The organism is Kitasatospora sp. NPDC091335 (assembly GCF_044757205.1).
Classification (GTDB): domain Bacteria; phylum Actinomycetota; class Actinomycetes; order Streptomycetales; family Streptomycetaceae; genus Kitasatospora.
This window is the reverse complement of record NZ_JBIVUM010000006.1, coordinates 150,426-174,295: the sequence shown is the minus strand read 5'-3', so window position 1 is coordinate 174,295 and position 23,870 is coordinate 150,426. Positions and strand designations below refer to the sequence as shown.

At 75.7% G+C, this 23,870-nt stretch carries 18 protein-coding genes; 13 read left to right on the top strand and 5 right to left on the bottom strand.

Translation table 11 applies throughout. The features are described from left to right. Positions 1-25 precede the first annotated feature (25 nt). The 3 genes from ACIQOW_RS16390 to ACIQOW_RS16380 all read left to right on the top strand — a co-directional run bounded on the left by ACIQOW_RS16390 (position 26) and on the right by ACIQOW_RS16380 (position 1,699). The gene (locus tag ACIQOW_RS16390; RefSeq protein WP_401084866.1) at positions 26-472 is read left to right on the top strand and encodes a MerR family transcriptional regulator; all 447 of its coding nucleotides are present in this window, start codon (positions 26-28) and stop codon (positions 470-472) included. Between the two features lie 81 nt (positions 473-553). Continuing rightward, positions 554-1,330, top strand: a complete 777-nt coding sequence (locus ACIQOW_RS16385; RefSeq protein ID WP_401084863.1) for a GNAT family N-acetyltransferase — start codon at positions 554-556, stop codon at positions 1,328-1,330. 204 nt (positions 1,331-1,534) lie between these two features. Further along, on the top strand, positions 1,535-1,699 hold the full coding sequence (locus tag ACIQOW_RS16380) for a hypothetical protein (protein WP_401084860.1): 165 nt from the start codon (positions 1,535-1,537) through the stop codon (positions 1,697-1,699). Positions 1,700-1,809: 110 nt separating this feature from the next. On the opposite strand, the gene ACIQOW_RS16375 is transcribed toward ACIQOW_RS16380, so the two are convergent. From ACIQOW_RS16375 to ACIQOW_RS16360, 4 genes are all read right to left on the bottom strand, one after another. After that, positions 1,810-2,982: a PP2C family protein-serine/threonine phosphatase gene (locus ACIQOW_RS16375; RefSeq protein WP_401085295.1), complete on the bottom strand. Its 1,173-nt coding sequence runs from the start codon at positions 2,980-2,982 to the stop codon at positions 1,810-1,812. Between the two features lie 184 nt (positions 2,983-3,166). Next, positions 3,167-3,589, bottom strand: coding sequence for a MarR family winged helix-turn-helix transcriptional regulator (locus ACIQOW_RS16370; protein WP_188299000.1), 423 nt, complete (start codon positions 3,587-3,589; stop codon positions 3,167-3,169). 30 nt (positions 3,590-3,619) lie between these two features. Continuing rightward, positions 3,620-4,924: a M48 family metalloprotease gene (locus tag ACIQOW_RS16365; RefSeq protein WP_401084856.1), complete on the bottom strand. Its 1,305-nt coding sequence runs from the start codon at positions 4,922-4,924 to the stop codon at positions 3,620-3,622. A gap of 173 nt (positions 4,925-5,097) precedes the next feature. Further along, entirely contained in the window at positions 5,098-5,922 is an 825-nt protein-coding gene (locus ACIQOW_RS16360; RefSeq protein ID WP_401084853.1) for a universal stress protein, read from the bottom strand. Positions 5,923-6,235: 313 nt separating this feature from the next. Here ACIQOW_RS16360 and ACIQOW_RS16355 point away from each other — a divergent pair, with 313 nt between their 5' ends. From ACIQOW_RS16355 to ACIQOW_RS16325, 7 genes are all read left to right on the top strand, one after another. Then, positions 6,236-7,468 carry a CapA family protein gene (locus ACIQOW_RS16355; protein WP_401084851.1) on the top strand — a complete coding sequence of 411 codons (1,233 nt, stop codon included), beginning with the start codon at positions 6,236-6,238 and terminating at the stop codon, positions 7,466-7,468. Between the two features lie 549 nt (positions 7,469-8,017). Continuing rightward, on the top strand, positions 8,018-8,800 hold the full coding sequence (locus ACIQOW_RS16350) for a 2,3-dihydro-2,3-dihydroxybenzoate dehydrogenase (RefSeq protein WP_401084848.1): 783 nt from the start codon (positions 8,018-8,020) through the stop codon (positions 8,798-8,800). A 130-nt stretch (positions 8,801-8,930) separates the two neighbouring features. Further along, entirely contained in the window at positions 8,931-10,142 is a 1,212-nt protein-coding gene (gene dhbC / locus ACIQOW_RS16345; protein ID WP_401085292.1) for an isochorismate synthase DhbC, read from the top strand. Further along, entirely contained in the window at positions 10,139-11,818 is a 1,680-nt protein-coding gene (locus ACIQOW_RS16340) for a (2,3-dihydroxybenzoyl)adenylate synthase (RefSeq protein ID WP_401084846.1), read from the top strand. Before dhbC ends, ACIQOW_RS16340 begins: the two co-directional genes overlap by 4 nt. 38 nt (positions 11,819-11,856) lie before the next feature. Continuing rightward, the gene (locus ACIQOW_RS16335; RefSeq protein WP_401084844.1) at positions 11,857-12,561 is read left to right on the top strand and encodes an isochorismatase family protein; all 705 of its coding nucleotides are present in this window, start codon (positions 11,857-11,859) and stop codon (positions 12,559-12,561) included. Further along, positions 12,558-12,791, top strand: coding sequence for a phosphopantetheine-binding protein (locus tag ACIQOW_RS16330; RefSeq protein ID WP_401084842.1), 234 nt, complete (start codon positions 12,558-12,560; stop codon positions 12,789-12,791). Before ACIQOW_RS16335 ends, ACIQOW_RS16330 begins: the two co-directional genes overlap by 4 nt. Beyond that, entirely contained in the window at positions 12,791-13,573 is a 783-nt protein-coding gene (locus tag ACIQOW_RS16325) for an AMP-binding protein (RefSeq protein ID WP_401084840.1), read from the top strand. Before ACIQOW_RS16330 ends, ACIQOW_RS16325 begins: the two co-directional genes overlap by 1 nt. A gap of 111 nt (positions 13,574-13,684) precedes the next feature. On the opposite strand, the gene ACIQOW_RS16320 is transcribed toward ACIQOW_RS16325, so the two are convergent. Beyond that, the gene (locus ACIQOW_RS16320) at positions 13,685-14,881 is read right to left on the bottom strand and encodes an amidohydrolase (RefSeq protein ID WP_401084837.1); all 1,197 of its coding nucleotides are present in this window, start codon (positions 14,879-14,881) and stop codon (positions 13,685-13,687) included. A gap of 117 nt (positions 14,882-14,998) precedes the next feature. Between ACIQOW_RS16320 and ACIQOW_RS16315 the strand changes: the two genes are divergently transcribed. From ACIQOW_RS16315 to ACIQOW_RS16305, 3 genes are read left to right on the top strand one after another with little or no spacing between them, the layout of a single operon-like run. Beyond that, positions 14,999-22,297, top strand: a complete 7,299-nt coding sequence (locus ACIQOW_RS16315) for an amino acid adenylation domain-containing protein (RefSeq protein WP_401084834.1) — start codon at positions 14,999-15,001, stop codon at positions 22,295-22,297. Then, positions 22,294-22,479 (top strand): MbtH family protein, encoded by a 186-nt coding sequence (locus ACIQOW_RS16310; RefSeq protein WP_401084831.1) that lies wholly within the window; start codon positions 22,294-22,296, stop codon positions 22,477-22,479. Before ACIQOW_RS16315 ends, ACIQOW_RS16310 begins: the two co-directional genes overlap by 4 nt. Further along, a complete protein-coding gene (locus tag ACIQOW_RS16305; protein ID WP_401084828.1) occupies positions 22,476-23,870 on the top strand; it encodes a DHA2 family efflux MFS transporter permease subunit in 1,395 nt (464 codons plus the stop codon). Before ACIQOW_RS16310 ends, ACIQOW_RS16305 begins: the two co-directional genes overlap by 4 nt.

Genomic DNA, 23,870 nt, shown 5'->3' with positions numbered 1-23,870 from the left:
ACGTGTGGCCACAGGAGGTACCGCGATGCGGATCGGAGAACTCGCCCGGCGGGCCGGCGTCACCCCGCGCGCCCTGCGCTACTACGAGGAACAGGGGCTGCTCGCCCCCGAGCGCCGCCCCAGCGGCTACCGCGAGTACGGCGAGCGGGACGTGGAGACCGTCCGCGGCATCCGCACCCTTCTCGCGGCCGGGCTCAACAGCGCCGTGATCGCCGAGGTCCTCCACGGCTTGCCGCTCCCCGGGCGGCGCCGGCCCGGCCCGACCTGCCCGGAACTGCTCGCGGTCCTGGCCGGGGAACGTGCCCGGATCACCCGGCGGATGGACGAACTCGGCGAGTCCGTGGCCCTGTTGGACTCCATCATGGGTGCGGAGGCGCCGAGCGAGGCGATCCGCTCCGGCCGGTTCCGGGCAGGGGGCCGGGCGTCCGTCGGGGGGCGTCCGTCGGTGACCGGACGTCCGGCGCGGACGTGACGTCCGTCGGGGCCCGCGGCCCGCGGCCGGTGGCGGGGAAACTCGATGGCGCGCGTTCCCGTGCCGTGCTGGAGTGAGCGGATGGATCATGACGAGGTGCTCGCCCTGTACGACGACCGACTCCGGCGCAACGCGCCGCCCGACCCCGGCTGCCGCGTCGAACGCGACGGCGCGGTGGTCCGGCAGGTCGGCGCGGAGCACAGCTGGAACGGCGTGGTCTGGTCCGGCCTGGACGAGGCGGGAGCGGACGCGGCGATCGCCGCGCAGGTGCGCCACTTCGCCGGGCTGGGGCTGGAGTTCGAGTGGAAGGCCTATTCCCACGACCGGCCCGCCGACCTCGGCGCCCGGCTGCTGGCGGCCGGCTTCACCCCGGAGCCGGACGAGGCGCTGATGATCGCCCGGATCGCCGACCTGCCCACCGATTCCGCGCTGCCCGAGGGCGTCCGGCTGCTCCCGGTGACGGACCCGGCCGGGGTGGAGCTGCTGATGGAGGCCCATGCCCTGGCCTTCGGCGCGGAGCACCCCGGCCTGCGCGAGCGGATGCTCGACCAGCTGCGAGCAGGCACCGAGACGGTCAGCATGGTCGTCGCGATGGCCGGGGACCGTCCGGTCAGCGGCGCCCGGATGGAGCTGATCCCGGGCACCGGGTTCGCCGGGCTCTGGGGCGGCGGCACCGCGCCGGAGTGGCGTGGCCGGGGCATCTACCGCGCCCTCGTCGCCCACCGCGCCCGCCTCGCGGCCGACCTCGGCTACCAGTACCTCCAGGTCGACGCTAGCGACCAGAGCCGTCCCATCCTCCAGCGTCTCGGCTTCGCCTGGCTGAGCACGACGACGCCGTACGTGCGGGGCGTGGCCTGACGGCCTGACGCCGGGTGTCCTGCCCCTGCGCCTGCCTGTTTCCCTGCGCCTGCCCCTGCCGATCGGCAGGGGCGGGCCGGGGTGGGCGGGGGTGTCGCCGCTCGGGGTGTGCCGTTCGGTACATGTGCGGGAGGGGGTACGGGGGTCATCGTGGTGGCACCGCGATCGGGGGCCGTCCGGGCTCCCGTGGAAAGGAGCCCCGTCGTGTCGTCCAGCCTCCTCCACGCCCGCTGCCCCCGGGCGGCCGCCGTCCTGTCCGCCCTGCTCGTCCTCGGGTCTGTCGTCGGGCTCTTGCGGCGACGGCCGGGCCGGGAGTTCCTCACCCATGCGTTCGGCGCCGGCCCGGAGCAGATAACGGCCAACAGATGACAGATTTCAGAAGCTGAAATCTGTCATCTGTCATCCGTTACCCGTCGTCGGGGAGCCGCGACCTGTCCGTCGGTCCGTCGGTCCGTCGGTCCGGCGTCGGCCGCGGTCCCTCACCACAGCCGCTCGACCACGACCATGGCCGCGTCGTCGTCCAGCCGGCCGCCGACGTGGGCGAGCAGATCGCGGCGGAGGTGGTGGAGCAGGGCGGCGGGGCGTTCGGCGCGCCAGGCGGCGACGCGTTCGGTGAGCGGGTAGAAGCGCCGCTGGGCGTCGCGGGCCTCGATCACGCCGTCGGTGTAGATCAGCAGCCGGTCGCCGGGGTGGAACGGGACGGTCTCCACCTCGTACCGCACCGGCGCGAGCTCGCCGAGGCCCAGCGGCGGGGCGGGATGGCGGGCGGCCAGGGTGGTGATGCCGCCGCCGCTCAGCAGCAGCGGGGGCGGGTGGCCGCAGTCGATCAGGCGGACCGGGGAGCCGTCGTCGGGGATGTCGAGCAGCACCGCGGTGATGAAGGACTCCCCGGACTCGCTGCTTTCCTCGGGCGGTTCCTCGGGCGCCGGACGGGCCAGTGCGGACAGCGTCGGCCGGGGCTGCCGGTCCCGTCCATCCCGTGCGGCCCGTGAGTCCTGCCGGTCCCACCGGTCCCGTCGGGACTGTTCGGCGAGCTGGGCGAGGTCCCAGCTGACGCTGCCGTCCAGGTAGGCGGCCAGGTCGGGCAGCTCGGCGTGCAGGTGCGCGGCGGCGCGGAAGGCGCCGAGCAGCAGGGCCGCGTCGCCGAGCGAGGACAGGCCCTTGCCGCGCACGTCGCCGACCAGCAGCCGGGTGCCGGTGGCGGTCCGGGCGGCCGCGTACAGGTCGCCGCCGACCTGGGCCTCGGCCTCGGCGGCCAGGTAGACGGAGGCCAGGTGCAGCGGCCCGATCCGCTCCGGCAGCGGGCGCAGCAGTACCCGCTGGGCGGCCTCGGACACCGAGCGCACCCGGGCCAGCTCCCGTTCGTGCCGCTCGCGCAGCACCCGCAGTCCGACGATCAGGACCGAGACGATCAGCTGCGCGCTCAGCTGGGTCTCGATGTTGGCGCTGGTCAGGCTGTCGCGGACGGCGCCGATGACGGTCAGCGCGGCGAACGCGAGCGCGGCGACCCCGGCGGTGGCCCGGGGGCCGGCGAAGGAGGCGGTGAGGGCGGGGGCGACGATCAGCAGCGGTCCGAGGTGGATCTCCGGCGGGGAGAGGATGTCGACCACGGTGATCAGCACGATCAGCGCGAGGGTGAGCGCCGTCAGCACCCGGCGGTCGGGCCGCCAGGCGCGGCGGCGGTCGGGTGGATGCGGCGCGGGGGGTGGGTGCGGCGCATCGGGGCGCTGCCGGAGGGGCACTCCTCCTCTGTACACCGTGGAGGTGGCGGGGCGCACCCGGAGGCGCCGCACCGGCCGTTCTCCGGCCGGTTGCCGGGGCCCTCTTCGGCCTTCCTCAGCCCTCGTCGCCGTAGCGGGCCAGGTAGGCGGCGAAGCGGGCGACGTCGTCGTCGGACCACTCGGTGAAGCGCGCGGTGAACGAGAGGCGGCGCTGCTCGTTGGCGTCCCGCAGCAGGGTGAGCCCGGCCTCGGTGGCACGCAGGATCTGGCCGCGCTGGTCGTCGGGGTCGGTCTCGCGGGCCAGCAGGCCGAGCTTCTCCAGCGCGGTGACCTGACGGCTGACGGTGGACTTGTCGAGCATGAAGTGCGCGGCCACGTCGGCGGCCCGGCAGCCGCCGCGCTCGGTGATCAGGTCGAGGATGCTGTAGGTGACCAGGGAGAGGTCGGGGTGCAGCTGGGAGGCCTTGTGCCGGGCGCGGCGGGCGAAGGCGGTCAGCTCGCGCTGGATGGTCTCGATGGACGACTGGCGGCCGGGCACGGCGTTCCTACCTCCTCGATATTTGTTGCACTATACAACATATTCGCCCGGGGTCGCGCGTCGCTCCGGCGCTCGCCGCTCCGGTGTGGCCTGCCAGACGCGGGCAGCGGCGATCCGGCTGGTCGCACTCGGGTGAGTGGCGAACAGTAGCTCAAGCACCCTCGGCGGGTCGACATCGGAGACGTTCGCCACCGCCAGTCTGCGCTGCATCGCCACGAACTGCTCGGCGTCATCGGTCAGTTCGAGCGCGTGCCGGTCCGCCCTGGCCTCGATCCGGCGGCTCACCGCGCACTGTAGCGGCCCCGACAGCGCGCCCAGCAGCGCCGCGAGCGCCGCCAGCAGCGGCAGCGCCCTGGGGTCCGCGGCGTCCGTCGCCCCGGCGGCGTCCAGCAGCGGGCGCCAGGCCGACAGCAGTCCGAGGGCGGCCACCGCGACGGCCGCGCCGAGCGCGCCCAGCGCGGTGCCGACCGGCACGTCCCGGTGCTTCACGTGGCCCAGCTCGTGCGCGACCACCAGCTCCACCTCGCGCGGCGTGGCGGCGGTGAGCAGCGTGTCGTAGGCGACGATCCTGCGGGTCGCCCCGAACCCGGAGACGTACGCGTTGAGCGCGGTGGTGCGGCGGGAGGCGTCCGCCACCAGGACGTCCCGGACCCGGACGCCGTCCCGCTCCGCCAGTGCCAGCAGGGCGGTGCGCAGCTCGCCCGGGGGCATCGGGGAGAAGCGGTTGAACACCGGCTCGATCAGCAGCGGGTGGAGGAAGGAGAGCGCGGCCGTCAGCAGCGCCGCCGCGCCCGCCGCCGGCAGCCACCAGCGCTGCGGGGACCAGGCGGTCAGTGCGAACAGCCCGAGCGCGAGCGGGAGGACGAGGACGAGGGTGAGGACGAGACCGCGTACGGCGTCCAGCGCCCAGCCGGCCCAACCCTGGGTCACCAGCCCGTACCTGGCCCGGACGGTCCGCGCCCCGGCTCCGAACGGCAGTTGCAGCGCCTGGCCGAGCAGTACCAGGGCCGTTGCGCCGGCCAGTACCTCGGCCGTCCTGGAACCGCCGAGCCGGCCGCCGACGGCCGTCACCAGGGCGGCGCCGGCCGGGGTGAGGCCGAGCAGCAGGGTCAGCGCCAGGCCCGCCAGCCGCCCGCCCAGCGCCCACGGCAGCTGGGCCCGGCGGAGCGCCCGGCCCCGGGCGCGCTCGGCGGGGGTGAAGTCCGGGGTGAGATCAGGGGTGAGGTCCGCGGTGGGGCCGGTGCCGGGGCCGAGGCCCGGGGCGGAGTCGGACGACGGAGCGGGGGAGTGGCCTCCGTCGGGGGCCGGGGTTTCGGGGGCCGGGCTGGTGTCCATGGCGGGGTGCGGCTCTTCCGGTCGGGGCGTGGGAGGGGCGGTGCGGCGATTCAGCATGGCGCACCCGCCCGGTCGGTGCGCACACCGCGGGCCCGGCGCTCATTCCTCGGTGGGCCTGGTGCCCACACCGCGGACCAGTGTCACGCGGCGGTGCTCGCGTCGTCGCCCGGCACTCACTCCTCGGTGGGTCCGGTGGCGCCGTGGACACCGGCGCGCAGCAACTGGTGGCCGAGGTCCACCAGGGCGCGGCCGACGGCGAACTCGTCGCCGACCTCCGGGACCGGGGCGTCCCCCGGGTTGCGGCGGGAGCGGGCGTCGCTGTGCAGGACGTTCCCGTCGGCGTCCAGCACGGCGTGCACCCGGGTGGTGTCGGCGTCCTCGACCACGTGCAGGCTGAGTTGCCAGTCCTTGGTGCGCACGGCGCCGGGGGCCGGCTGCCCGGAGCCCATGACGGCACCGGCACCGGCGATGGTGGTGACGGACCGCGGCGGGCCGGTGGCCGTCCCGCCGGAGCGGATGATCACCACCGGGCAGGCCCCGTGCACCGCGCAGCGGGTGGACACCGAGCCGAGCAGCGTCCGGGCGAAGGTCCCCCGGCCGCGGCTGCCCAGCACCAGCAGGTCGGCGTCCTCGGCCGCGTCCAGCAGCACCTCGGCGGCATGGCCGAGCACCAGGCTCTCCCGGACCTCCACCGGGCGGTCCGGGCCGAGGATCTCGTTGATCTCCGCGCTCAGCGTGCGACGGGCGGTGCGTTCGAAGCCGTCGTCCACCATCGGCGCGAACCACCCGTACAGGGAGGGGTACTCCCAGGCCGCCACCGCGTGCACCGTCGCACCGGTCAGCACGGCCTGGCCGACCGCCCAGCGCAGGGCCGCCTTCGACGGCTCGGAACCGTCGATCCCGACCACGATCCGGCGCTCCCGGGCGGGGGAGGCCCGGCTGCCGCTCACGGCGGGGGACGGGTCGCCGCCCACGGCGGGGGATCGGTTGCTCCCCATCACGTCACACCTCCGGGCCCTCGGGTACGAAGCCTGCTCCCTCTACACCCACGCTGCGCGCCCCGCCCGCCTCCGCGCCAGGGACGGGATGGCCCGGGCGGGCGGGGCGATTGGGACGGGCGGGCCAGGGCAGTGGTCCCGGACGGGGTACGGCGGGCCGGGACAGCCGTCCGGGCCGGGTTCGCGCGGCGTCACGGGGCCGCGTCCGCCAGCGCCCTTTTGTGGCCGGAATGTTGTGGGATCGGGTCCGGGAGGTGGTGATTCGGTGGCGTAGGCTGACCGCTCTTGGATCATCCTCGGGGGGACTTCACTCATGCGCCGTGCCGCGGCCACCGTCGCGCTGCTCGTCGGACTGACCGCCGTCGCCGCCTGTGGGCCGGACGACCCCGACCCGGCCCCGGCCTCCGCCGCACCCGCCCCGCCGACCGAGTCCTCGGCGACGGACGGCTCGCCCTCCGGCACCGCCCCGGGCAAGAACGCCCCGCCCCGGCCCGACGGCACCATCACCGTGGCCTTCGCCGGGGACGTCCACTTCGAGGGCCGCACCGAGGCCCGGCTGGCCGTCCAGCCGGGGGAGCCGGCGCTCGGCCCGATCTCCCGCACCCTGGCCGACGCCGACCTGTCCGTCCTCAACCTGGAGACCGCGATCACCGGGCGCGGTGCCCCCGAGCCGAAGACGTACACCTTCCGCACCTCACCCAAGGCGCTCCCGGCGCTCAAGGAGTCAGGCGTCGACGTCGTCTCGATGGCCAACAACCACGCCGTGGACTTCGGCGCCGACGGCCTCACCGACACCCTCGCCGCCAAGGACTCCTCGCCGATCCCGGTGGTCGGCGTCGGGCGCAACGCCAAGGAGGCGTACGCGCCGTACGTCACCACCGTGCGCGGGGTGAAGGTCGCGGTGGTCGCCGCCAGCCAGGTCGAGGACCTCACCAACCAGAAGTGGCGGGCGGGCGCCAACAAGCCGGGCATCGCCTCGGCACTGGACGTCCCGGCGCTGGTCAAGGCGGTGGAGACGGCCAAGCAGCAGGCTCCGGTGGTGCTCGTCTACCTGCACTGGGGCGACGAGGGCAAGGCCTGTCCGACCGGTCCGCAGACCACCATCGCCAAGAAGCTCGCCACCGCCGGCGCCACCGCCGTGGTCGGCACCCACGCGCACACCATGGTGGGCTCGGGCATGCTCGGCAACACCTACATCGGGTACGGCTTCGGCAACTTCCTCTGGTACGGCACCTCCAACTACGCCAACTCCAACGAGACCGGCGTCACCACCCTCACCCTCACCGCCGACGGCAAGGTGACCGGCGAGGCGTTCACCCCGGCCACCATCGACGACAAGGGCATCCCGGAACCGGTCACCGGCGCCACCGCCGAGGCCGCCCTCAAGCGCCGCGACGGCCTGCGCGGCTGCACCGGGCTCGCCCCGGCACCGGGGGCTCCCGGCACCGCCGATCAGACGACTCCCACCGCTCCCCCGTCCACGGCCCCCACGAAGGCCCCTTCGGGCCCGGCGAAGGCTGCGACCACCCCCGCCGCACCGCGCTAGGGTGCCGCCGTGGGCGGACACCGGGAACTGACGACCGACCGGCTGCGCCCCCGTCGAGGTTGACGCCGCCCCCGCCGCCCACCGGGACCCGGGAGCCCGAGGCCACCACCCCTCGAAGCGCGCCCGCCTCTGTGCCGAGGCCGAGGAACCACCCGGCCGTCGGAACACTGTGTCGGACCACGGTGGGGGAGCGCCACGGCCACGGCTCCCCGACCGTCCGTGAGTACAACTCCCCAGCCGTGCCGGACTTCTGTGGCTTTCAGCCGATGGAGCCGGCAGGCCTGCCGGTCGGCGTCTGCGCCCTGACCCTCGCGAGCCGCCTGCCGTAGGAGCCGCGGTGCCCTCCTCGGTCTCCCGGACGGCGACGTGCGGCGGGTCCGCACCCCGACCCGGCACCGACCGGGTGCCGGAATCCGGGTTCGGAATCCGGTGCGGGGCGTCCGGTGCGAGGCCCCCGGAGTGAGTTGACGTTCGCACAGACTCTCGGCGCGGGCGAACAGCTGTGTTAGGTTAGCCTAGCCTAATCTTGCTGGTCGGAGGGGATGTCCTGTGCAGCAACAGTCCGAATTCGCCGGTGCCGTCGCCATGGTCACCGGGGCCGGGCAGGGCATCGGTGCGGCCGTGGCCCGGGCGCTGGCGGCCGAGGGTGCCGTTGTCGCCGCGGTGGACCGCAACCCCGGTGCGCTCGAAGCCCTGGCCGCCGAGCTTCCGTCCGTGCGCCCGTACGTCCTGGACGTCTCCGACTCCCGGGCCGTGGCCGACACCGTGGAGTCGATCGAGGGCCGGCTCGGCCCGATCGCCACGCTGGTGAACGTCGCGGGAATCCTGCGCACCGCTCCGGTCGTCGAACTCACCGACGTCGACTGGGCGGACACCTTCGCCGTCAACACCACCGGCGTCTTCCACACCGGCCGCGCCGTCGGCCGTCTGATGGCGGCCCGCGGGCGCGGGGCGATCGTGACCGTCGGCTCCAACGCCGCCGGTGTGCCGCGGGCCGGGATGGCCGCCTACGCGGCGTCCAAGGCGGCGGCCACCATGTTCACCCGCTGCCTGGGGCTGGAACTGGCCAGGTCCGGGGTGCGGTGCAACGTGGTGTCGCCCGGCTCGACCGACACCGAGATGCAGCGCGCGCTGTGGGGCGAGGACGCCGAGGCGGCCGAACGCCGGGTGATCGAGGGCGATCCGAGCGCCTGGCGGGTCGGCATCCCGCTCGGGCGGATCGCCGCGCCCGCCGACATCGCGGAAGCCGTGGTGTTCCTGGCCTCCGAACGGGCGCGGCACATCACCATGCACGACCTGTACGTCGACGGCGGCGCGACCCTGCGCGCCTGAGCCGTACCGCTCGCGCCCGTCCGTCCGTCCGCCCGCTCGTCCGCCCGTCCCTCCTCCTCGCCTTCCCGAAGAACCGTCCCAGACTGGAGAAACCACCGTGACCACGGTGCACCACGCCCCTGCCGGCCCGATACCCGCCGGGCCCGGGGCCCCGGCGAACTCCCTTGCCGGGAGCCAGGACCACGCCGTCATCGGTGCGGCCAGCGGACTGCTCGGCCAGTACCGGGCGGGCTCCGACGAGGCGTTCTTCGCCTCGCCGACCCGCACCCTGCTCGGCTCCGGCGTGCACGCCCGGGTGCCGCAGGACGGGCGTCCGCTGCCCGTACGGGTCGCCGAGACACTGGCCGAGGCGGGCCAGGCCGGGGTCGAACGGCCCCTGGTGGTGGGCGCGGTGGCGTTCGACCGGGACAGCCGGGTCGAACTCGCCGTCCCCGCCAGGGTCCGCACCGCGGGGGCCCTGGGTGACGACCCGCTGATCGCCCTGCCCGCGCCGCGGGCCGAGCGGACCGACTGGCGGATCCGCCCGGTGCCCGCGCCCGAGGCGTACGGTGCCGGCGTCGCGGAGGCCGTCGAGCGGCTGCGCGGCGGGGAGTTGAGCAAGGTGGTGCTGGCGCGGACGCTGGAGCTGAGCGCCGCCGAGCCGTTCGACCTGCCCGCCATCCTCCAGCGGCTGGCCCGCCGGGACCCGGGCGGCTACACCTTCGCCGTCCCGGCCGGCGAGGGTCGCACCCTGATCGGTGCCAGCCCCGAACTCCTGCTCTCCCGGCGGGGAACGGTCGTCCTTGCCAACCCGCTGGCCGGCTCGGTGCCGCGCAGCGAGGACCTCGGCGAGGACGTCCGGCGCGCCGCCGCGCTGCTGGAGTCGCCCAAGGACCTGCACGAGCACGCCGTCGTGGTGGACGCCATCCGCGAGGCGCTGGCGCCGTACTGCCGCACCCTGGAGGTGCCCGAACGGCCCACCCTGGTACGGACGGCGGCGATGTGGCACCTGGCCACCACGATCCGCGGCGAGCTGGCCGACCCCGCCGTCTCCGCCCTGGAGCTGGCCTGCGCGCTGCACCCCACCCCGGCGGTCTGCGGCACGCCGACGGACGTCGCGCGCCGGGTGATCGGCGAGGTCGAGCCGTTCGACCGGGGCCTCTACACCGGCATGGTCGGCTGGGAGGACGCGAGCGGCGACGGCGAGTGGGTGGTCACCATCCGCTGCGCGGAGGCGGAGGAGCGCACCCTGCGGGTGTACGCCGGCGCCGGGGTGGTCGAGCAGTCCCGGCCGGAGGCCGAACTCGCCGAGACCAGCGCCAAGTTCCGCACCTTCCTGGATGCCGCGGGGGTGGCCCGGTGACGCCGCTGGAGACCGTTCTCGCAGGATTCACCCCGTACCCAGCCGAGTTCGCCGAGCGCTACCGGGCCGCCGGGTACTGGCGCGGCGAGACCTTCGGGCGGATGCTGCGCGAGCGCGCCGCCGCCCACGGTGAGCGGATCGCCGTCGTCGACCCGGGCGGCCACTCCGTCGCCTCGGCGGAGCGGCGCTGGACGTACGCCGAACTCGACCGCAGGGCCGACCGGATGGCCGCCGGACTGCTCGCCCGCGGCATCCGGGCCGGGGACCGCGTGGTGGTCCAGCTGCCCAACGCCGCCGATTTCTTCGAGGTCGTCTTCGCGCTGTTCCGGATCGGCGCGCTGCCGGTCTTCGCGCTGCCCGCCCACCGGTACACCGAGATCGGGTACTTCTGCTCCTTCACCGAAGCCGCCGCGTACGTGGTGCCGGCCGTCGAGGGCGGCCACGACTACCGCGAACTCGCCACCCGGGTACGGTCGGAGAATCCCGCGCTGCGTCTGGTGCTGGTGGCCGGGGAGGACCCGGGGGAGCACGTCCGGCTCGCCGACGTGCCCTGCGACGGGCCCGGGCCCGAGGCCTTCGGCGGGGAGCCGGGCCCCGGGGACGTCGCCTTCCTCCAGCTCTCCGGCGGCAGCACCGGCGTGCCGAAGCTGATCCCGCGCACCCACGACGACTACATCTACTCGCTGCGCGGCTCGGTCGAACTGTGCGGGCAGGACCCGGACAGCGTGTACCTGTGCGTGCTGCCCGCCGCCCACAACTTCCCGCTCAGCTCGCCGGGTTCGCTCGGCACGCTGTACGCCGGCGGCCGGGTGGTGCTCTGCCCGCAGCCCGCCCCGGAGACGGCCTTCCCGCTGATCGAGCGCGAGGGCGTGACCATCACCGGGCTGGTGCCTCCGCTCGCCCTGCTCTGGATGGACGCCGCCGAGCGCGGTGTCCGCGGGTACGAGAGCCTGGAGGTGCTGCTGGTCGGCGGCGCCAAGTTCAGCGAGGAGGCGGCCCGGCGGGTACGCCCGGTGCTGGGCTGCACGCTCCAGCAGGTGTTCGGGATGGCCGAGGGGCTGGTCAACTACACCCGGCTGGACGACCCGGAGGAGCTGATCACCACCACCCAGGGCCGGCCGATCTCGCCGGACGACGAGGTCCGGGTGGTGGACGACCAGGACCGGGACCTGCCCGACGGTGCCACCGGCCACCTGCTCACCCGCGGCCCCTACACCATCCGCGGCTACTGGAACGCGCCCGGGCACAACGCCGGCTCCTTCACCGCGGACGGTTTCTACCGCACCGGGGACCTGGTCAGGCGCACCCCGACCGGCCACCTGGTGGTCGAGGGGCGGGCCAAGGACCAGATCAACCGGGGCGGCGAGAAGGTCGCCGCCGAGGAGATCGAGAACCACCTGCTCGCGCACCCCGCGGTGCACGACGCGGCGGTGGTGTCGATGCCCGACCCGTACCTGGGCGAGCGCACCTGTGCCTACGTGGTGCTGCGTGCCGAGAACCGTGAGAAACCCCCGAAGGGCGTCGAGTTGAAGCGGTTCGTGCGGCAGCGCGGGCTCGCCGAGTACAAGGTGCCCGACCGGGTCGAGTTCGTCGCGGCCTTTCCGGCCACCGGGATCGGGAAGGTGAGCAAGAAGGACCTGCGCGCCGCGATCGCGGCCTCCCTGACCGCCGGCTGATCCCGTCGGCCACCGCCCTCCAGTTAAGGAACACCACCGTGGGCCTGCCCCGCATTCCCCGCTATCCCATGCCCGCCGCCGAGGAACTGCCCGCCAACCGGGTCGCCTGGACGGTGGACCCGGCGCGCGCCGTCCTGCTGGTGCACGACCTCCAGAACCACTTCCTGGGCGCCTACGACGCCGAGGCCGCCCCGGTGCCCGAACTCCTCGACAACGTCGCGGCGTTGGCCGACGCGGCGCGCGCCGCCGGCGTCCCGGTCGTGTACTCGGCGCAGCTCGGCGGGCAGAGCCCGGCCGAGCGCGGGCTGCAGCAGGACTTCTGGGGCCCCGGCATCCCGGACGACCCGCGGGCCACCGCGATCGCCGACGCCGTCGCCCCGGCGCCGGGCGACACCGTGCTCACCAAGTGGAAGTACAGCGCCTTCGTGCGCACCGAGCTGGAGCGGCTGCTGCGCGAGCAGGGGCGGGACCAGCTGGTGATCACCGGGGTGTACGCGCACATCGGGGTCCAGGCCACCGCCTGCGACGCCTGGATGCGGGACGTGCAGGCCTTCGTGGTGGCCGACGCGGTCGCCGACTTCGGCCCGGAGGAGCACCGCGGCGCACTGGCCTGGGTGGCCGGGCGCTGCGGGATGGTCGACACGGCGCGGGCCGTGCTCGGGGCGCTGGGCGTGACCGCGGAGCCGGTCGGCGCCGCGAGTGGTTCGGATGTCGATGTGCTCGAAGGGGTGGGCGGGAAGTGACGGGCGTGGGCTTCACGGTGGAGCGGATCAGGGCCGAGGTCGCCGACCTGCTCGGGGAGGACCCGGCGGAGATCCCGCTGGACGAGAACCTGGTCGACTGGGGGCTGGACTCCATCCGGCTGATGACGCTCGCCGGGCGCTGGCAGGAGCAGGGGGCCGAGGTGGCCTTCGTCCAGCTCGCGGAGCGCCCGGCGATCGAGGCCTGGGCCGAGCTGCTGGGTGCGGCGTGATGGCCGCCGGGGTCCGGGAGGCGGTCCTGGGGGAGGCGCCGACCACGGTGCCCGAGCTGCCGCCGCTGCCCAGACGCACGGTGCGGTACCCGGCGACCACCGCGGTGGGACCGGTCGAGGCGCAGGCCGCCCGGACGCCGGACGCGCCGGCGCTGGTGCTCGCCGGCGGGGGGACCGTCAGCTACCGCGAGCTGAACGCCTCGGCGAACCGGCTGGCGCGGGCCCTGGCCGCCCGCGGGGCCCGTCCGGGCACGGTGGTCGGCCTGGGTCCTGCCCGCCGGCCGGCCGAGCTGCTGACGACGCTGCTCGCGGTGGTGAAGTCGGGCGCGGCGTACCTGCCGCTGGACCCGGCGGACACCCCGGGGCGGCGGGAGCGGCTGCTCGCGGAGAACGCTCCGGTCTGCGTGCTGGGGGAGGGGGTGCCGGGGGCGCTCGACGGGCTGGAGACGGCGGGCGAGCTGCCCACCGACCCGCCCAGGGCGCTGACCCCGCAGCACCTGCTCTGCGTCGGGTACGGCCCGGGCGGGCGCCCGACCGCCGTCCGGCTCACCCACGCCGAGGCGGACCGCCGGGTGCGCGAGCTCCAGGCGGACCACCCGCTCGGCCCGGGCGACCGGGTGCTGCACCTGGGCCTGCCGCTCTGGGAGTACCTGTGGCCGCTGCGGACGGGCGCCGCGGTGGTGCTCGCCGATCCGTGGCGGGAGGGCGAGGTCGGGACGCTGGTGCGGGAGCTGGGCGTGACGGCGGTACGGGTCGCGCCCGGGGCGATGCTCGGCGGGTGAGGGCCGGGTTTCAAGTGACAACTTTCAGCGAACAGATTTCAGATGACAGATTTCATCATCTGTTCGCTGAAAGTTGTCGGCCGTCGGCCGTCACCCGCCGGTCGGTGCCGGTCAGCGCGGCTCGGCCGCCGCCAGGCCCGCTGCCCGGCCCGCCGCCTCGCCCACCGTCAGGTCCACCGCCGTCCAGGCCATCGCCACCGCGCCGTCCAGCACCGCCCGCTCCGCCTCCGCGCCCAGCGCCGCCTCGGCGAACGCCGCCTCGTGCGGAGCACAGGTGCCGCCCGTGATGTCCAGCACCGGATGGATCGACGGCACCGCGTGCGACACGTTCCCCATGTCCGTACAGGCGAAGGGTCCGCTCTCGACCGGCTCCGGCCGGCCGAGCGCCGCCGCGTTGGCCCCCCACAGGGCCAGCAGCCGGGGGTCGGAGCGCATGTCCAGGTAGTCGGGCTCGGGCCGGGTCAGTTCCACCTCGCACCCGGTGGCGAGTGCCCCGGCGCGGAAGCAGTCCTCGACCCGGGAGCGCAGTTCGGCGAGGTCCTCGGCCGCCGAGGCCCGGATCTCGTACTCGGCGCTCGCGCTGTCCGGTATCAGGTTCGGCGCCGTCCCGGCCGCCGTGGTGATGCCGTGCACCCGCCACTGCGGGGGGAGTTGCTGGCGCAGCAGCCCGATCGCGACCTGGGCCACGGTGAGCGCGTCGGCGGCGTTGCGCCCCCGGTGCGGGTCGAGGCTCGGGTGGGCGGCCCGCCCGGTGTAGCGGACGGACAGCGTGCCGAGGGCGAAGGAGCGGAAGTCGGCGACCTCGACCGGGCAGGGGTGGACCATCATCGCGGCGTCCACCCCGTCGAACGCCCCGGCCTCCAGCAGCAGGGCCTTGCCGGCCCCGCGCTCCTCGGCCGGCGCGCCGATCACCCGTACGGTGAGCCCGAGTTCGTCCGCGTACGGGGCGAGCCCGAGGGCCGCGCCGATCCCGGCGGCGGCGATCAGGTTGTGCCCGCAGGCGTGGCCGAGCCCGGGCAGCGCGTCGTACTCGCAGACCAGGGCGACGGTGACCGGTCCGCTGCCGAGGCGCGCGTCGAACGCGGTGGCCAGGCCGTGCGCGGGCGCGGTGACCGAGTAGCCGTGTCCGCGCAGCAGTTCGGCGCACCAGGCGGCCGCCAGGTGCTCCTCGAAGGCGGTCTCGGGGTGGGCGTGGATGCGCCGGCTGAGCGCGAGCAGTTCCGTCCGCAGGGCGAGGACGCGCGTGCGCACGGCCTCCTTGGCGGCGGTGGGTCCGGTGCCCTGCGGCAGCGGCTCGGTCGGGGACATGGGGCGCCTCCGGGGTGTCAGGGGCCCGGCCGTGCGAGGCCGTTGACCAGATCATATGAAGTTAGATTAGGCTAACCTAAGTAAGGCGTTCCGGATCCCCGAGGAGCTCTCCACCCCATGCCTGCCGTCGAAACCCAGATCGCCGACAGCCAGACCGACGACATCCCCCTGCTTGCCGCCCAGGCCGCCATCTGGTACGCCCAGGCGCTCGACCCGGCCAGCCCGGTCTACAACACCGGCGACGCCGTCGAGATCACCGGCCCGCTCGACGAGGACCGGTTCGAGCAGGCGCTGAGGCAGGCCGTGGCCGAGGCGGACGCGCTGAGCACCGTCGTCGTCACCGGCCCGGACGGCACGCCCCGCCAACGGCTGCGCCCCGGCCGCGACTGGCCGCTGCACCGCCTCGACCTGCGCGCCGCCGCCGACCCGGCCGCCGAGGCCGAGGCCTGGATGCGCGCCGACCTCGCCCGCCCGGCCGACCTCGCCGAGGGCCCGCTGTTCACCCACGCGCTCGTCCGGCTCGCCGACGACCGCCGGCTCTGGTACCGCCGGATCCACCACCTCGCCGTCGACGCCTACGCGTTGACGCTGCTCGGCGAGCGGGTCGCCGCCCTCTACACGGCCCGCACCGCCGGCACCGAACCCGCCCCGAGCCCCTTCGCCCCACTCGCCGAGGCCGCCGCCGAGGAGGCCGCGTACCTGGAGGGCCCCGAGTACGCCGCCGACCGCGCCCACTGGTCCGCCCGGATGGCCGGCGCCGACACCCCGGCGACCCTCCCCGGCACCCCCGAGCCCGCCGCCGAGCCCGCCGCCGAGCCCGCGGCCGGTACCTCCGCCGGTACCGCCGACGAGGCCCCCGACGCCGGGATCCGCCTCACCGTCGACCTCCCCGCCGGCACCCGCGGCCGCCTGGAGCGCGCCGCCGACACCGTCCGCGCCACCTGGGCCGAACTGCTCCTCGCCGCCGCCGCCGGCTACCTGCACCGCCTGACCGGCACCCAGGACGTCGTCCTCGGCCTGCCGCTCGCCAACCGCCGCGGCCCGGCCGCCCTGCGCACCCCCGTCGCCGCCGCCAACGTGCTCCCGCTGCGCCTCGCCGTCCGCCCCGCCGACAGCGCCGAGACGCTGCTGCGCGCGGTGGTCCGCGAACTGCGCGCCGTCCGCCGCCACCAGCGCTACCCGCTGGAGGACCTGCGCCGCGACCTCGGCCGCACCGGCGACCGCCGCGCCCTGTTCGGCCCGATGGTCAACATCAAGGCCTTCGAGGGCGACCTCGACCTGGCCGGCCTGCCCGGCACCGTCCGCAACCTCGCCGCAGGACCGGTCGACGACCTCGCCCTCAACGTCTCGCCCGGCCCCGACGGCGCGCTGCGCCTGGCCATCGACGCCGACCCGGCCCGCCACGGCACCGCCTCCCTCGCCGCCCACCGCGACGGCCTGCTGCGCTACCTCGACGCCCTCGCCGAACTGCTGCTCACCGACCCGCGGACGCCGATCGCCCGGATCGACCTGCTCGACGCCGACGGCCTGCGCCGCGCCACCGAAGGCCGCACCGAGCCCCCGGCCGAGCGGACCGTCCCCGAGCTGTTCGCCGCCCAGGCCGCCCGCACCCCGGACGCCGTCGCGGTCCGCTCCGGCCCGGCCGCGCTGACCTACCGGCAGCTCGACGACGCCGCCGACCGGCTCGCCCACCGGCTGGCCGCCCTCGGCGTCCGGGCCGGCGCACCGGTCGCGATCGCCCTGCCGCGCGGCACCGGCACCCTGGTCGCGATGCTCGCCGTCCTCAAGGCGGGCGGCGCCTGCGTCTCCCTCGACCTCGCCCACCCGGCCGGGCGCCTGGCCGCCGTGCTGGCCGACGCCCGCCCGGTCTGCGCGATCGGCACCGCCGAGGCCCTCGCCGGACTGGACCTGCCCGCCGGCCTGCCCACCCTCCGGCCGGACGACGCCGACGACGAGCCCGCCGCCGCCCTGCCCGCCGCCGCCCTGCCCGCCGCCCTGCCCGCCCCCCGACCCGACCAGCCCGCCTACGTGCTGCACACCTCGGGCTCCACCGGCCGTCCCAAGGGCGTGGTGGTCACCCACGCCTCGCTGGCCAACCTGCACGCCGGCCTCGGCGAGGACCACATCGCCCCCGCCGTGCGGCGCACCGGCCGCGAGCGGCTGCGCGTCGCCCACAGCGCCTCGTTCGCCTTCGACGCCTCCTGGGACCCGGTGCTCTGGATGGTCCACGGCCACGAGCTCCACCTCCTGGACGACGCCACCTACCGCGACCCGGCCGCCCTCGCCGCCCACCTCGACCGCGAGCGCATCGACTACCTCGACCTCACCCCCTCCTACCTCGAAGTCCTCCTCGCCGAGGGCATCCTGGACGAGGGCCGGCACCGCCCGTCCGTCCTCGTGGTCGGCGGCGAGGCCACCCCGCCCGCCCTCTGGCAGCGCCTGACCGCCGTCCCCGGCCTCCACCCGGTCGACCTCTACGGCCCGACCGAGACCACCGTCGACGCCTACGCCTGGACCCCGGGCCCGGACGGCGCCCCGCACGGCCGGGTGGTGCGCGGCTCCCGCGCCTACGTCCTGGACGGCTCGCTGCGCCCCGTGCCCGACGGCGTCACCGGCGAGCTGTACGTGGCCGGCGCCTGCCTGGCCCGCGGCTACCTCGGCCGCCCCGACCTCACCGCCGAGCGCTTCCTCGCCGACCCCTTCGGCCCGCCCGGCAGCCGGATGTACCGCACCGGCGACCTCGCCCGCCGCCGCCCCGGGGCCGGGGGGAGCACCCTGGAGTTCCTCGGCCGGGCCGACGACCAGGTGAAGATCCGCGGCTTCCGGATCGAACCCGGCGAGATCGCCGCCGTCCTGGCCGAACTGCCCGGCGTCGCCCAGGCCGTGGTGATCGCCCGCCCCGGCCCGCAGGGCAAGCGCCTGCTCGGCTACGCCGTCCCCCGGAGCGGCAGCGCGCCGGACCCGGACGGGCTGCGCGCCGCGCTCGCCGCCCGGCTGCCCGCGCACATGGTCCCGGCGGCCGTCCTGCTGCTGGACGAACTGCCGCGCACCGGCCACGACAAGCTCGACCACCGAGCCCTGCCCGAGCCCGCCGCCACCACCGAGGGCGCCGCCGCGGCGACGCCGGGGGAGGAGCTGGTCTGCGGCCTGTTCGCGGAGGTCCTCGGCCTGCCGCAGGCGCCGGGACGGGACACCTCCTTCTTCGACCTCGGCGGCCACTCGCTGCTCGCCGGCCGCCTCGCCGCCCGGCTGCGCGACACCTTCGCCGCCCCGGTGGGCTTCGCCGACGTGTTCCGGCAGTCGACCCCGGCCGGTCTCGCCGCCCTGCTCGAAGAGGCCCGCGGCGAGGGCGCCGAGGCCGGGCGCCGTCCCGCCCCGGTGCCGGTGCCGCGCACCGAGCGGATGCCGCTCTCGCCCGCCCAGCGCGGCCTCTGGTTCCTGCACCGGCTCGAAGGCCCCAGCCCCACCTACAACATCCCGTTCGCGCTCACCCTCACCGGCCCGCTCGACCGGAGCGCCCTCGCCCTCGCCCTCGGCGACGTCGTCGCCCGGCACGAGGTGCTGCGCACCGTCTACGGGGAGGAGCCGGACGGCACGCCGTACCAGCGCGTCCTGCCGCCCGCGGCCGTCGAACTGCACGACGGCACCGCCGAGTCGTCCGAGTTGTCCGAGGCCGTCCGGTACGCCTTCGACCTGACCGCCGAACCGCCGCTGCGTGTCACGCTGTTCACCGGATCCGCTATGGCCGGGGTCGCCGACGGCGCGGAGCGGCACACCCTCCTCCTGCTGCTCCACCACATCGCGGGCGACGGCGCCTCCACCACCCCGCTGCTGCGCGACCTGGCCACCGCCTACACCGCCAGGATCGCCGGACGGGCTCCCGAACTGCGGCAGCTCGCCTTCCAGTTCGCCGACCACGCGGTCTGGCAGCGGGAACGGCTCGGCACCGCCGACGCGCCCAGCCCGCTCGCCGTCCGGCAGACCGAGCACTGGCGCGCCGCACTCGCCGGACTGCCCGACCAGCTGGAGCTGCCCCTCGACCGCCCCCGCCCGGCCGTCGCGGGCCACCGGGGCGACACCGTGCCCTTCGCCCTCGGCGCCGAGGCGCACGCCGCCCTGGCCGGGCTCGCCCGGGCCGCCGGGAGCACCGTCTTCATGGCCGTCCAGGCCGGGCTCGCCGCCCTGCTCAGCCGGCACGGCGGCGGCACCGACATCCCGGTCGGCACCCCGGTGGCCGGCCGCGAGGACGAGGAGACGGCCGCGCTGGTCGGCTACTTCGTCAACTCGGTGGTGCTGCGCACCGACACGTCGGGCGCCCCCACCTTCCGCGAGCTGCTGGCCCGGGTCCGCGGCACCGTGCTCGCCGCCCAGGAGAACGCCGAACTGCCCTTCGACCGGCTGGTCGAGGCGCTCAATCCGGCCCGCTCGCTCGCCCGGCACCCGCTGTTCCAGGTGATGCTCGCCTGGCAGAGCCGCCCGGACGAGCGGGTCGCGCTGGGCGGCGGCCTGACCGCCGACATCGCCGCGATCCCCAGCGGCACCGCCAAGTTCGACCTCACCCTCAACGCCGGCGAGCTGCCCGGCGGCGGCATCGGCGGCTTCCTGGAGTACCGCACCGACCTCTTCGACGCCACCACCGTGGCCGCCCTCGGCGAGCGCCTGGCCCGGCTGCTCACCGCCGCCGCGAGCGCCCCCGACACCCCGATCGGCCGGCTGCCGCTGATCGGCGAGGAGGAGCGGCTGCGCGCCCTGGTCGAGTGGAACGGCGCCCCCGTCACCTCCGCCCCGAGCGCGACCCTGCCCGAGCTGTTCGAGGCGGCCGCCGCCGCCAACCCGAAGGCCGTCGCCGTCAACTACCGGGACGAGTGGCTCGACTACACCGAACTCGCCGCCCGCGCCGACCGGCTGGCCCGGCTGCTGGCCGCCGAGGGCATCGGCCCCGGCACCATCGTCGCGCTCGCCCTGCCCCGCTCGCTCGACCTCGTCGTCGCCCTGCTGGCGGTGGCCAAGTCCGGCGCCGCGTACCTGCCGCTCGACCCGGACTACCCGGCCGACCGGCTCGCCTACATGCTGGCCGACGCCACCCCCGCCGCCCTGCTCACCGACCGCGCCACCGCGCCCCGGCTGCCCGCCCACGAGGTGCGGCAACTCCTGGTCGACGGGCCCGAGTCCGCCGCCTTCCCGGCCACTCCGCTGGAGCAGCACGAGCGCACCCGCCCGCTGCGCGCCGAGGACACCGCGTACGTCATCTACACCTCCGGCTCCACCGGAAAGCCCAAGGGCGTGCCGGTCACCCACCACAACGTGGTCCGGCTGTTCGGCGCCACCGACCACTGGTTCGGCTTCGGCGCCGAGGACGTCTGGACGCTGTTCCACTCCTACGCCTTCGACTTCTCGGTCTGGGAGCTGTGGGGCGCCCTGCTGCACGGCGGCCGGCTGGTCGTCGTCCCGCACCTGGTCAGCCGCGACCCGGCGGCCTTCCTCGACCTGCTCGCCCGCGAGCGGGTCACCGTGCTCAACCAGACGCCGTCCGCCTTCTACCAGCTGAGCGCCGCCGACCGGGACCGCCCCGGCAGCGAACTCGCCCTGCGCTACGTGGTGTTCGGCGGCGAGGCGCTCGAACTCGGCCGGCTGGACGACTGGTACGACCGGCACGCCGAGGACGCGCCCACGCTGGTCAACATGTACGGCATCACCGAGACCACCGTGCACGTCTCGTACGTCGCCCTCGACCGGGCGAGCGCCGCCGCCGGGAGCAGCAGCACCATCGGCGTCAACATCCCCGACCTGCGGGTCTACGTCCTCGACCAGCACCTCCAGCCCGTCCCGCCCGGCGTCACCGGCGAGATGTACGTGGCCGGGGCGGGCCTGGCCCGCGGCTACCTCGGCCGCCCCGAGCTGACCGCCACCCGGTTCGTCGCCGACCCGTACGCCGGGCTGTTCGGCGAGCGCGGCACCCGGATGTACCGCTCCGGGGACCTCGCCCGGCGCCGCACCGACGGCGTGCTGGAGTACTTCGGCCGCGCCGACCAGCAGGTCAAGCTGCGCGGCTTCCGGATTGAACTCGGCGAGATCGAGGCCGTGCTGGCCGCCCACCCGGCCGTCGCCGACGCCGCCGTGGTGGTCCGCGAGGACGTCCCGGGGGACAAGCGGCTGGTCGGCTACGCGGTCGCGGCCGACGCCACGCCGGAGGAACTGCGCGCCCACGCCGCCGCCGGACTGCCCGTCCACATGGTGCCCTCCGCCGTGGTGCTGCTCGACCGCCTTCCGCTGACCGCCAACGGCAAGCTCGACCGCCGCGCCCTGCCCGCCCCCGAGGCCCCCGTGGCGGGCGCCGGACGCCCGCCGCGCACCCCGCGCGAGCAGCAGCTGTGCGAACTGTTCGCCGAGGTGCTGGGGGTGGCCGCGGTCGGCGTCGAGGACGACTTCTTCGCGCTCGGCGGGCACTCGCTGCTGGTCGTGCGGCTCGCAGGACGGATCCGCGAGGTGCTCGGCCTTGAGGTCGGCATCGGCGCGCTGTTCCAGGCGTCCACCGTGGCCGCCCTGGACGCCGCCCTCGCGGCGGGCGCGCCGGACGCCGACGCCCTGGACGTACTGCTCCCGCTGCGGCCCGTCGCCCCCGGCCGGCAGCGCCCGCTGTTCGCCGTCCACCCGGCCGGCGGCCTCAGCTGGTGCTACACCGGCCTGATCCGCAACCTGCCCGGCGAGATCCCGATCTACGGCCTCCAGGCCCAGGGCGTCGGCGCCGCCACCGCAGGGCTCCCGCTGCCCGCGACGCTGGAGGAGCTGGCCGCGCACTACGCGGACCGGCTGCGCGAGGTCCAGCCCGAGGGCCCGTACCGGCTGCTCGGCTGGTCCACCGGCGGGATCATCGCGCACGCGGTGGCCGTCCGGCTCCAGGAGCTGGGCCAGGACGTCGAGTTGCTCGCCGTCCTGGACGCCTACCCGGCCGAGGGCTTCCGCGAACTGCCCGTCCCCGACCGGGCCGAGGCCCTCGAGGCGCTGCTCACCATGGGCGGCTTCGGGCCCGAGGACCTGGACGGGCTCCCGCTCGAACTCGGCGCCGTCACCGAGGTGCTGCGCCGCGAGGGCAGCCCGCTCGCCGGACTCGACGAGGCCACCGTGGCCGCGCTGAACGAGATCTACCTCAACACCAACCACCTGGTGCGCGGCTACGACCACCGCCGCTTCGAGGGCGACGTGCTGTTCTTCCGCGCCACCGTCGACACCATCGACGAGACCCTGGTGCCCGAACTCTGGGAGCCGTACGTGTCCGGTCTGATCGCCAACACCGACGTGGCCTGCTCCCACAAGGACATGACCCTGCCCGCCCCGATCGCGCACATCGCGAGCGTGATCGCCGACCACCTCGCCGACCTCCCGAAGAAGACCGACGATGGAGAAGACCACCGATGAGTGACGCCCCCGCCAACCCCTTCGACGCCGACGGCGCGTTCCTCGCGCTCGTCAACCCCGAGGGACAGCACTCCCTGTGGCCCGCCTTCGCCGCCGTCCCGGCCGGCTGGGGCGTCGCCCACGGCCCGTGCGAGCGCGCGGCCGCCCTGGAGTGGATCAGCGCGCACTGGACCACCCTGTGACCCCTCCGGCGGTCGGGACCCCGGCGCGCCCCCTGCTCGCGGGGCGCGCCGCGGTGGTGGTCGTCTACACGGCCGCGATGTGCATGAACGGCCTGGACTCGACCATCGTCAACCCGGCGCTGTTCAGCATCGCCGAGGACTTCGGCCGGCCCGTCTCGGCGGCCAACGCCGTGGAGACCGCCTTCCTGGTCGGCCTCGCCCTCGGCCTGCCGGTGGCCGGCTGGCTGGGCGACCGGTACGGCGTCAAGCGGGTCTTCCTCGGATCGCTCGCCGCCTTCACCCTCGTCTCCGCGCTCTGCGCGGCGGCACCGGGACTGGGCGCGCTGTCGGCCGCCCGGGCCGTCCAGGGGGTGGCCGGAGGGCTGCTCACCCCGGTCGGGATGACCCTGCTGTTCCGGGCCTTCGCCCCGCACGAGCGGGCCGGCCTGGGCCGCTTCCTGATCGTCCCGACCGCGCTGATGCCCGCCCTCGGGCCGCCGCTCGGCGGCTTCCTCACCGAACACCTCTCCTGGCACTGGCTGTTCCTGGTCAACGTGCCGATCGGGGCGGCCGCTGTGCTCATCGGCCTGATCGGCCTGCGCGGCGAGGAGGAGCCGCCGGCCGGCCGCTTCGACACCACCGGCTTCCTGCTCGCCACCCCGGGCCTCGGCCTGCTGACCTACGCCCTGGGCTTCGGCCCGGCGCACGGCTGGACCTCGCCGGGGGTGGCCATCGGCGGACTGCTCGGTCTGGCCCTGCTGGGAGCGGCGGTACGCCACCAACTCCGCGCACCCGAACCGCTGGTGGACCTGCGGCTGCTCGCCGACCGCACCTTCGGCGCCGCGAGCTGGCTGGCCCTGCTGACCTCGGCCGGGCTGATGGGCGCGCTGTTCGCGCTGCCGCTGCTCGTCCAGGCCGTGCGCGGCGCGTCGGCGCTGGACGCGGGGCTGAGCGTCTTCCCCGAGGCGATCGGCCTGATGGCCGCCTCCCAGGTGGTGGACCGCCTGCTGCCGCGGCTCGGCCCGCGCCGGCTCGCCCTGCCCGGGCTGCTGCTGGCGGCGGCGGTGCTGGCCGCCCTCGGCTTCGCGGAGAACCCGTGGGCCGTAAGGGCGTTGATGTTCGCCGTCGGCCTGATCCTGGGCACCGCCGTCCTCACCGTGCAGATCGCCGGCTTCGCCGATGTCCCACCGCCCGCGATGGGCCGTGCGATGGGCCTGTTCACCATCCTGCGCACCCTCGGCGGTGCCCTCGGCATCGCCGCCACGGCGGCGCTGATCGGCGCGGTCGACGACGGCGCGGGTGCCGGGCCGTACCGCCTCGCACTGCTGCTCACCGCCGCGCTGGTCGCCGCCGGCGCCCTGCTGGCCCTCCGCCTCCCGGCCGAGGCCCCGGGGCCACCCCCGGAGGACTGA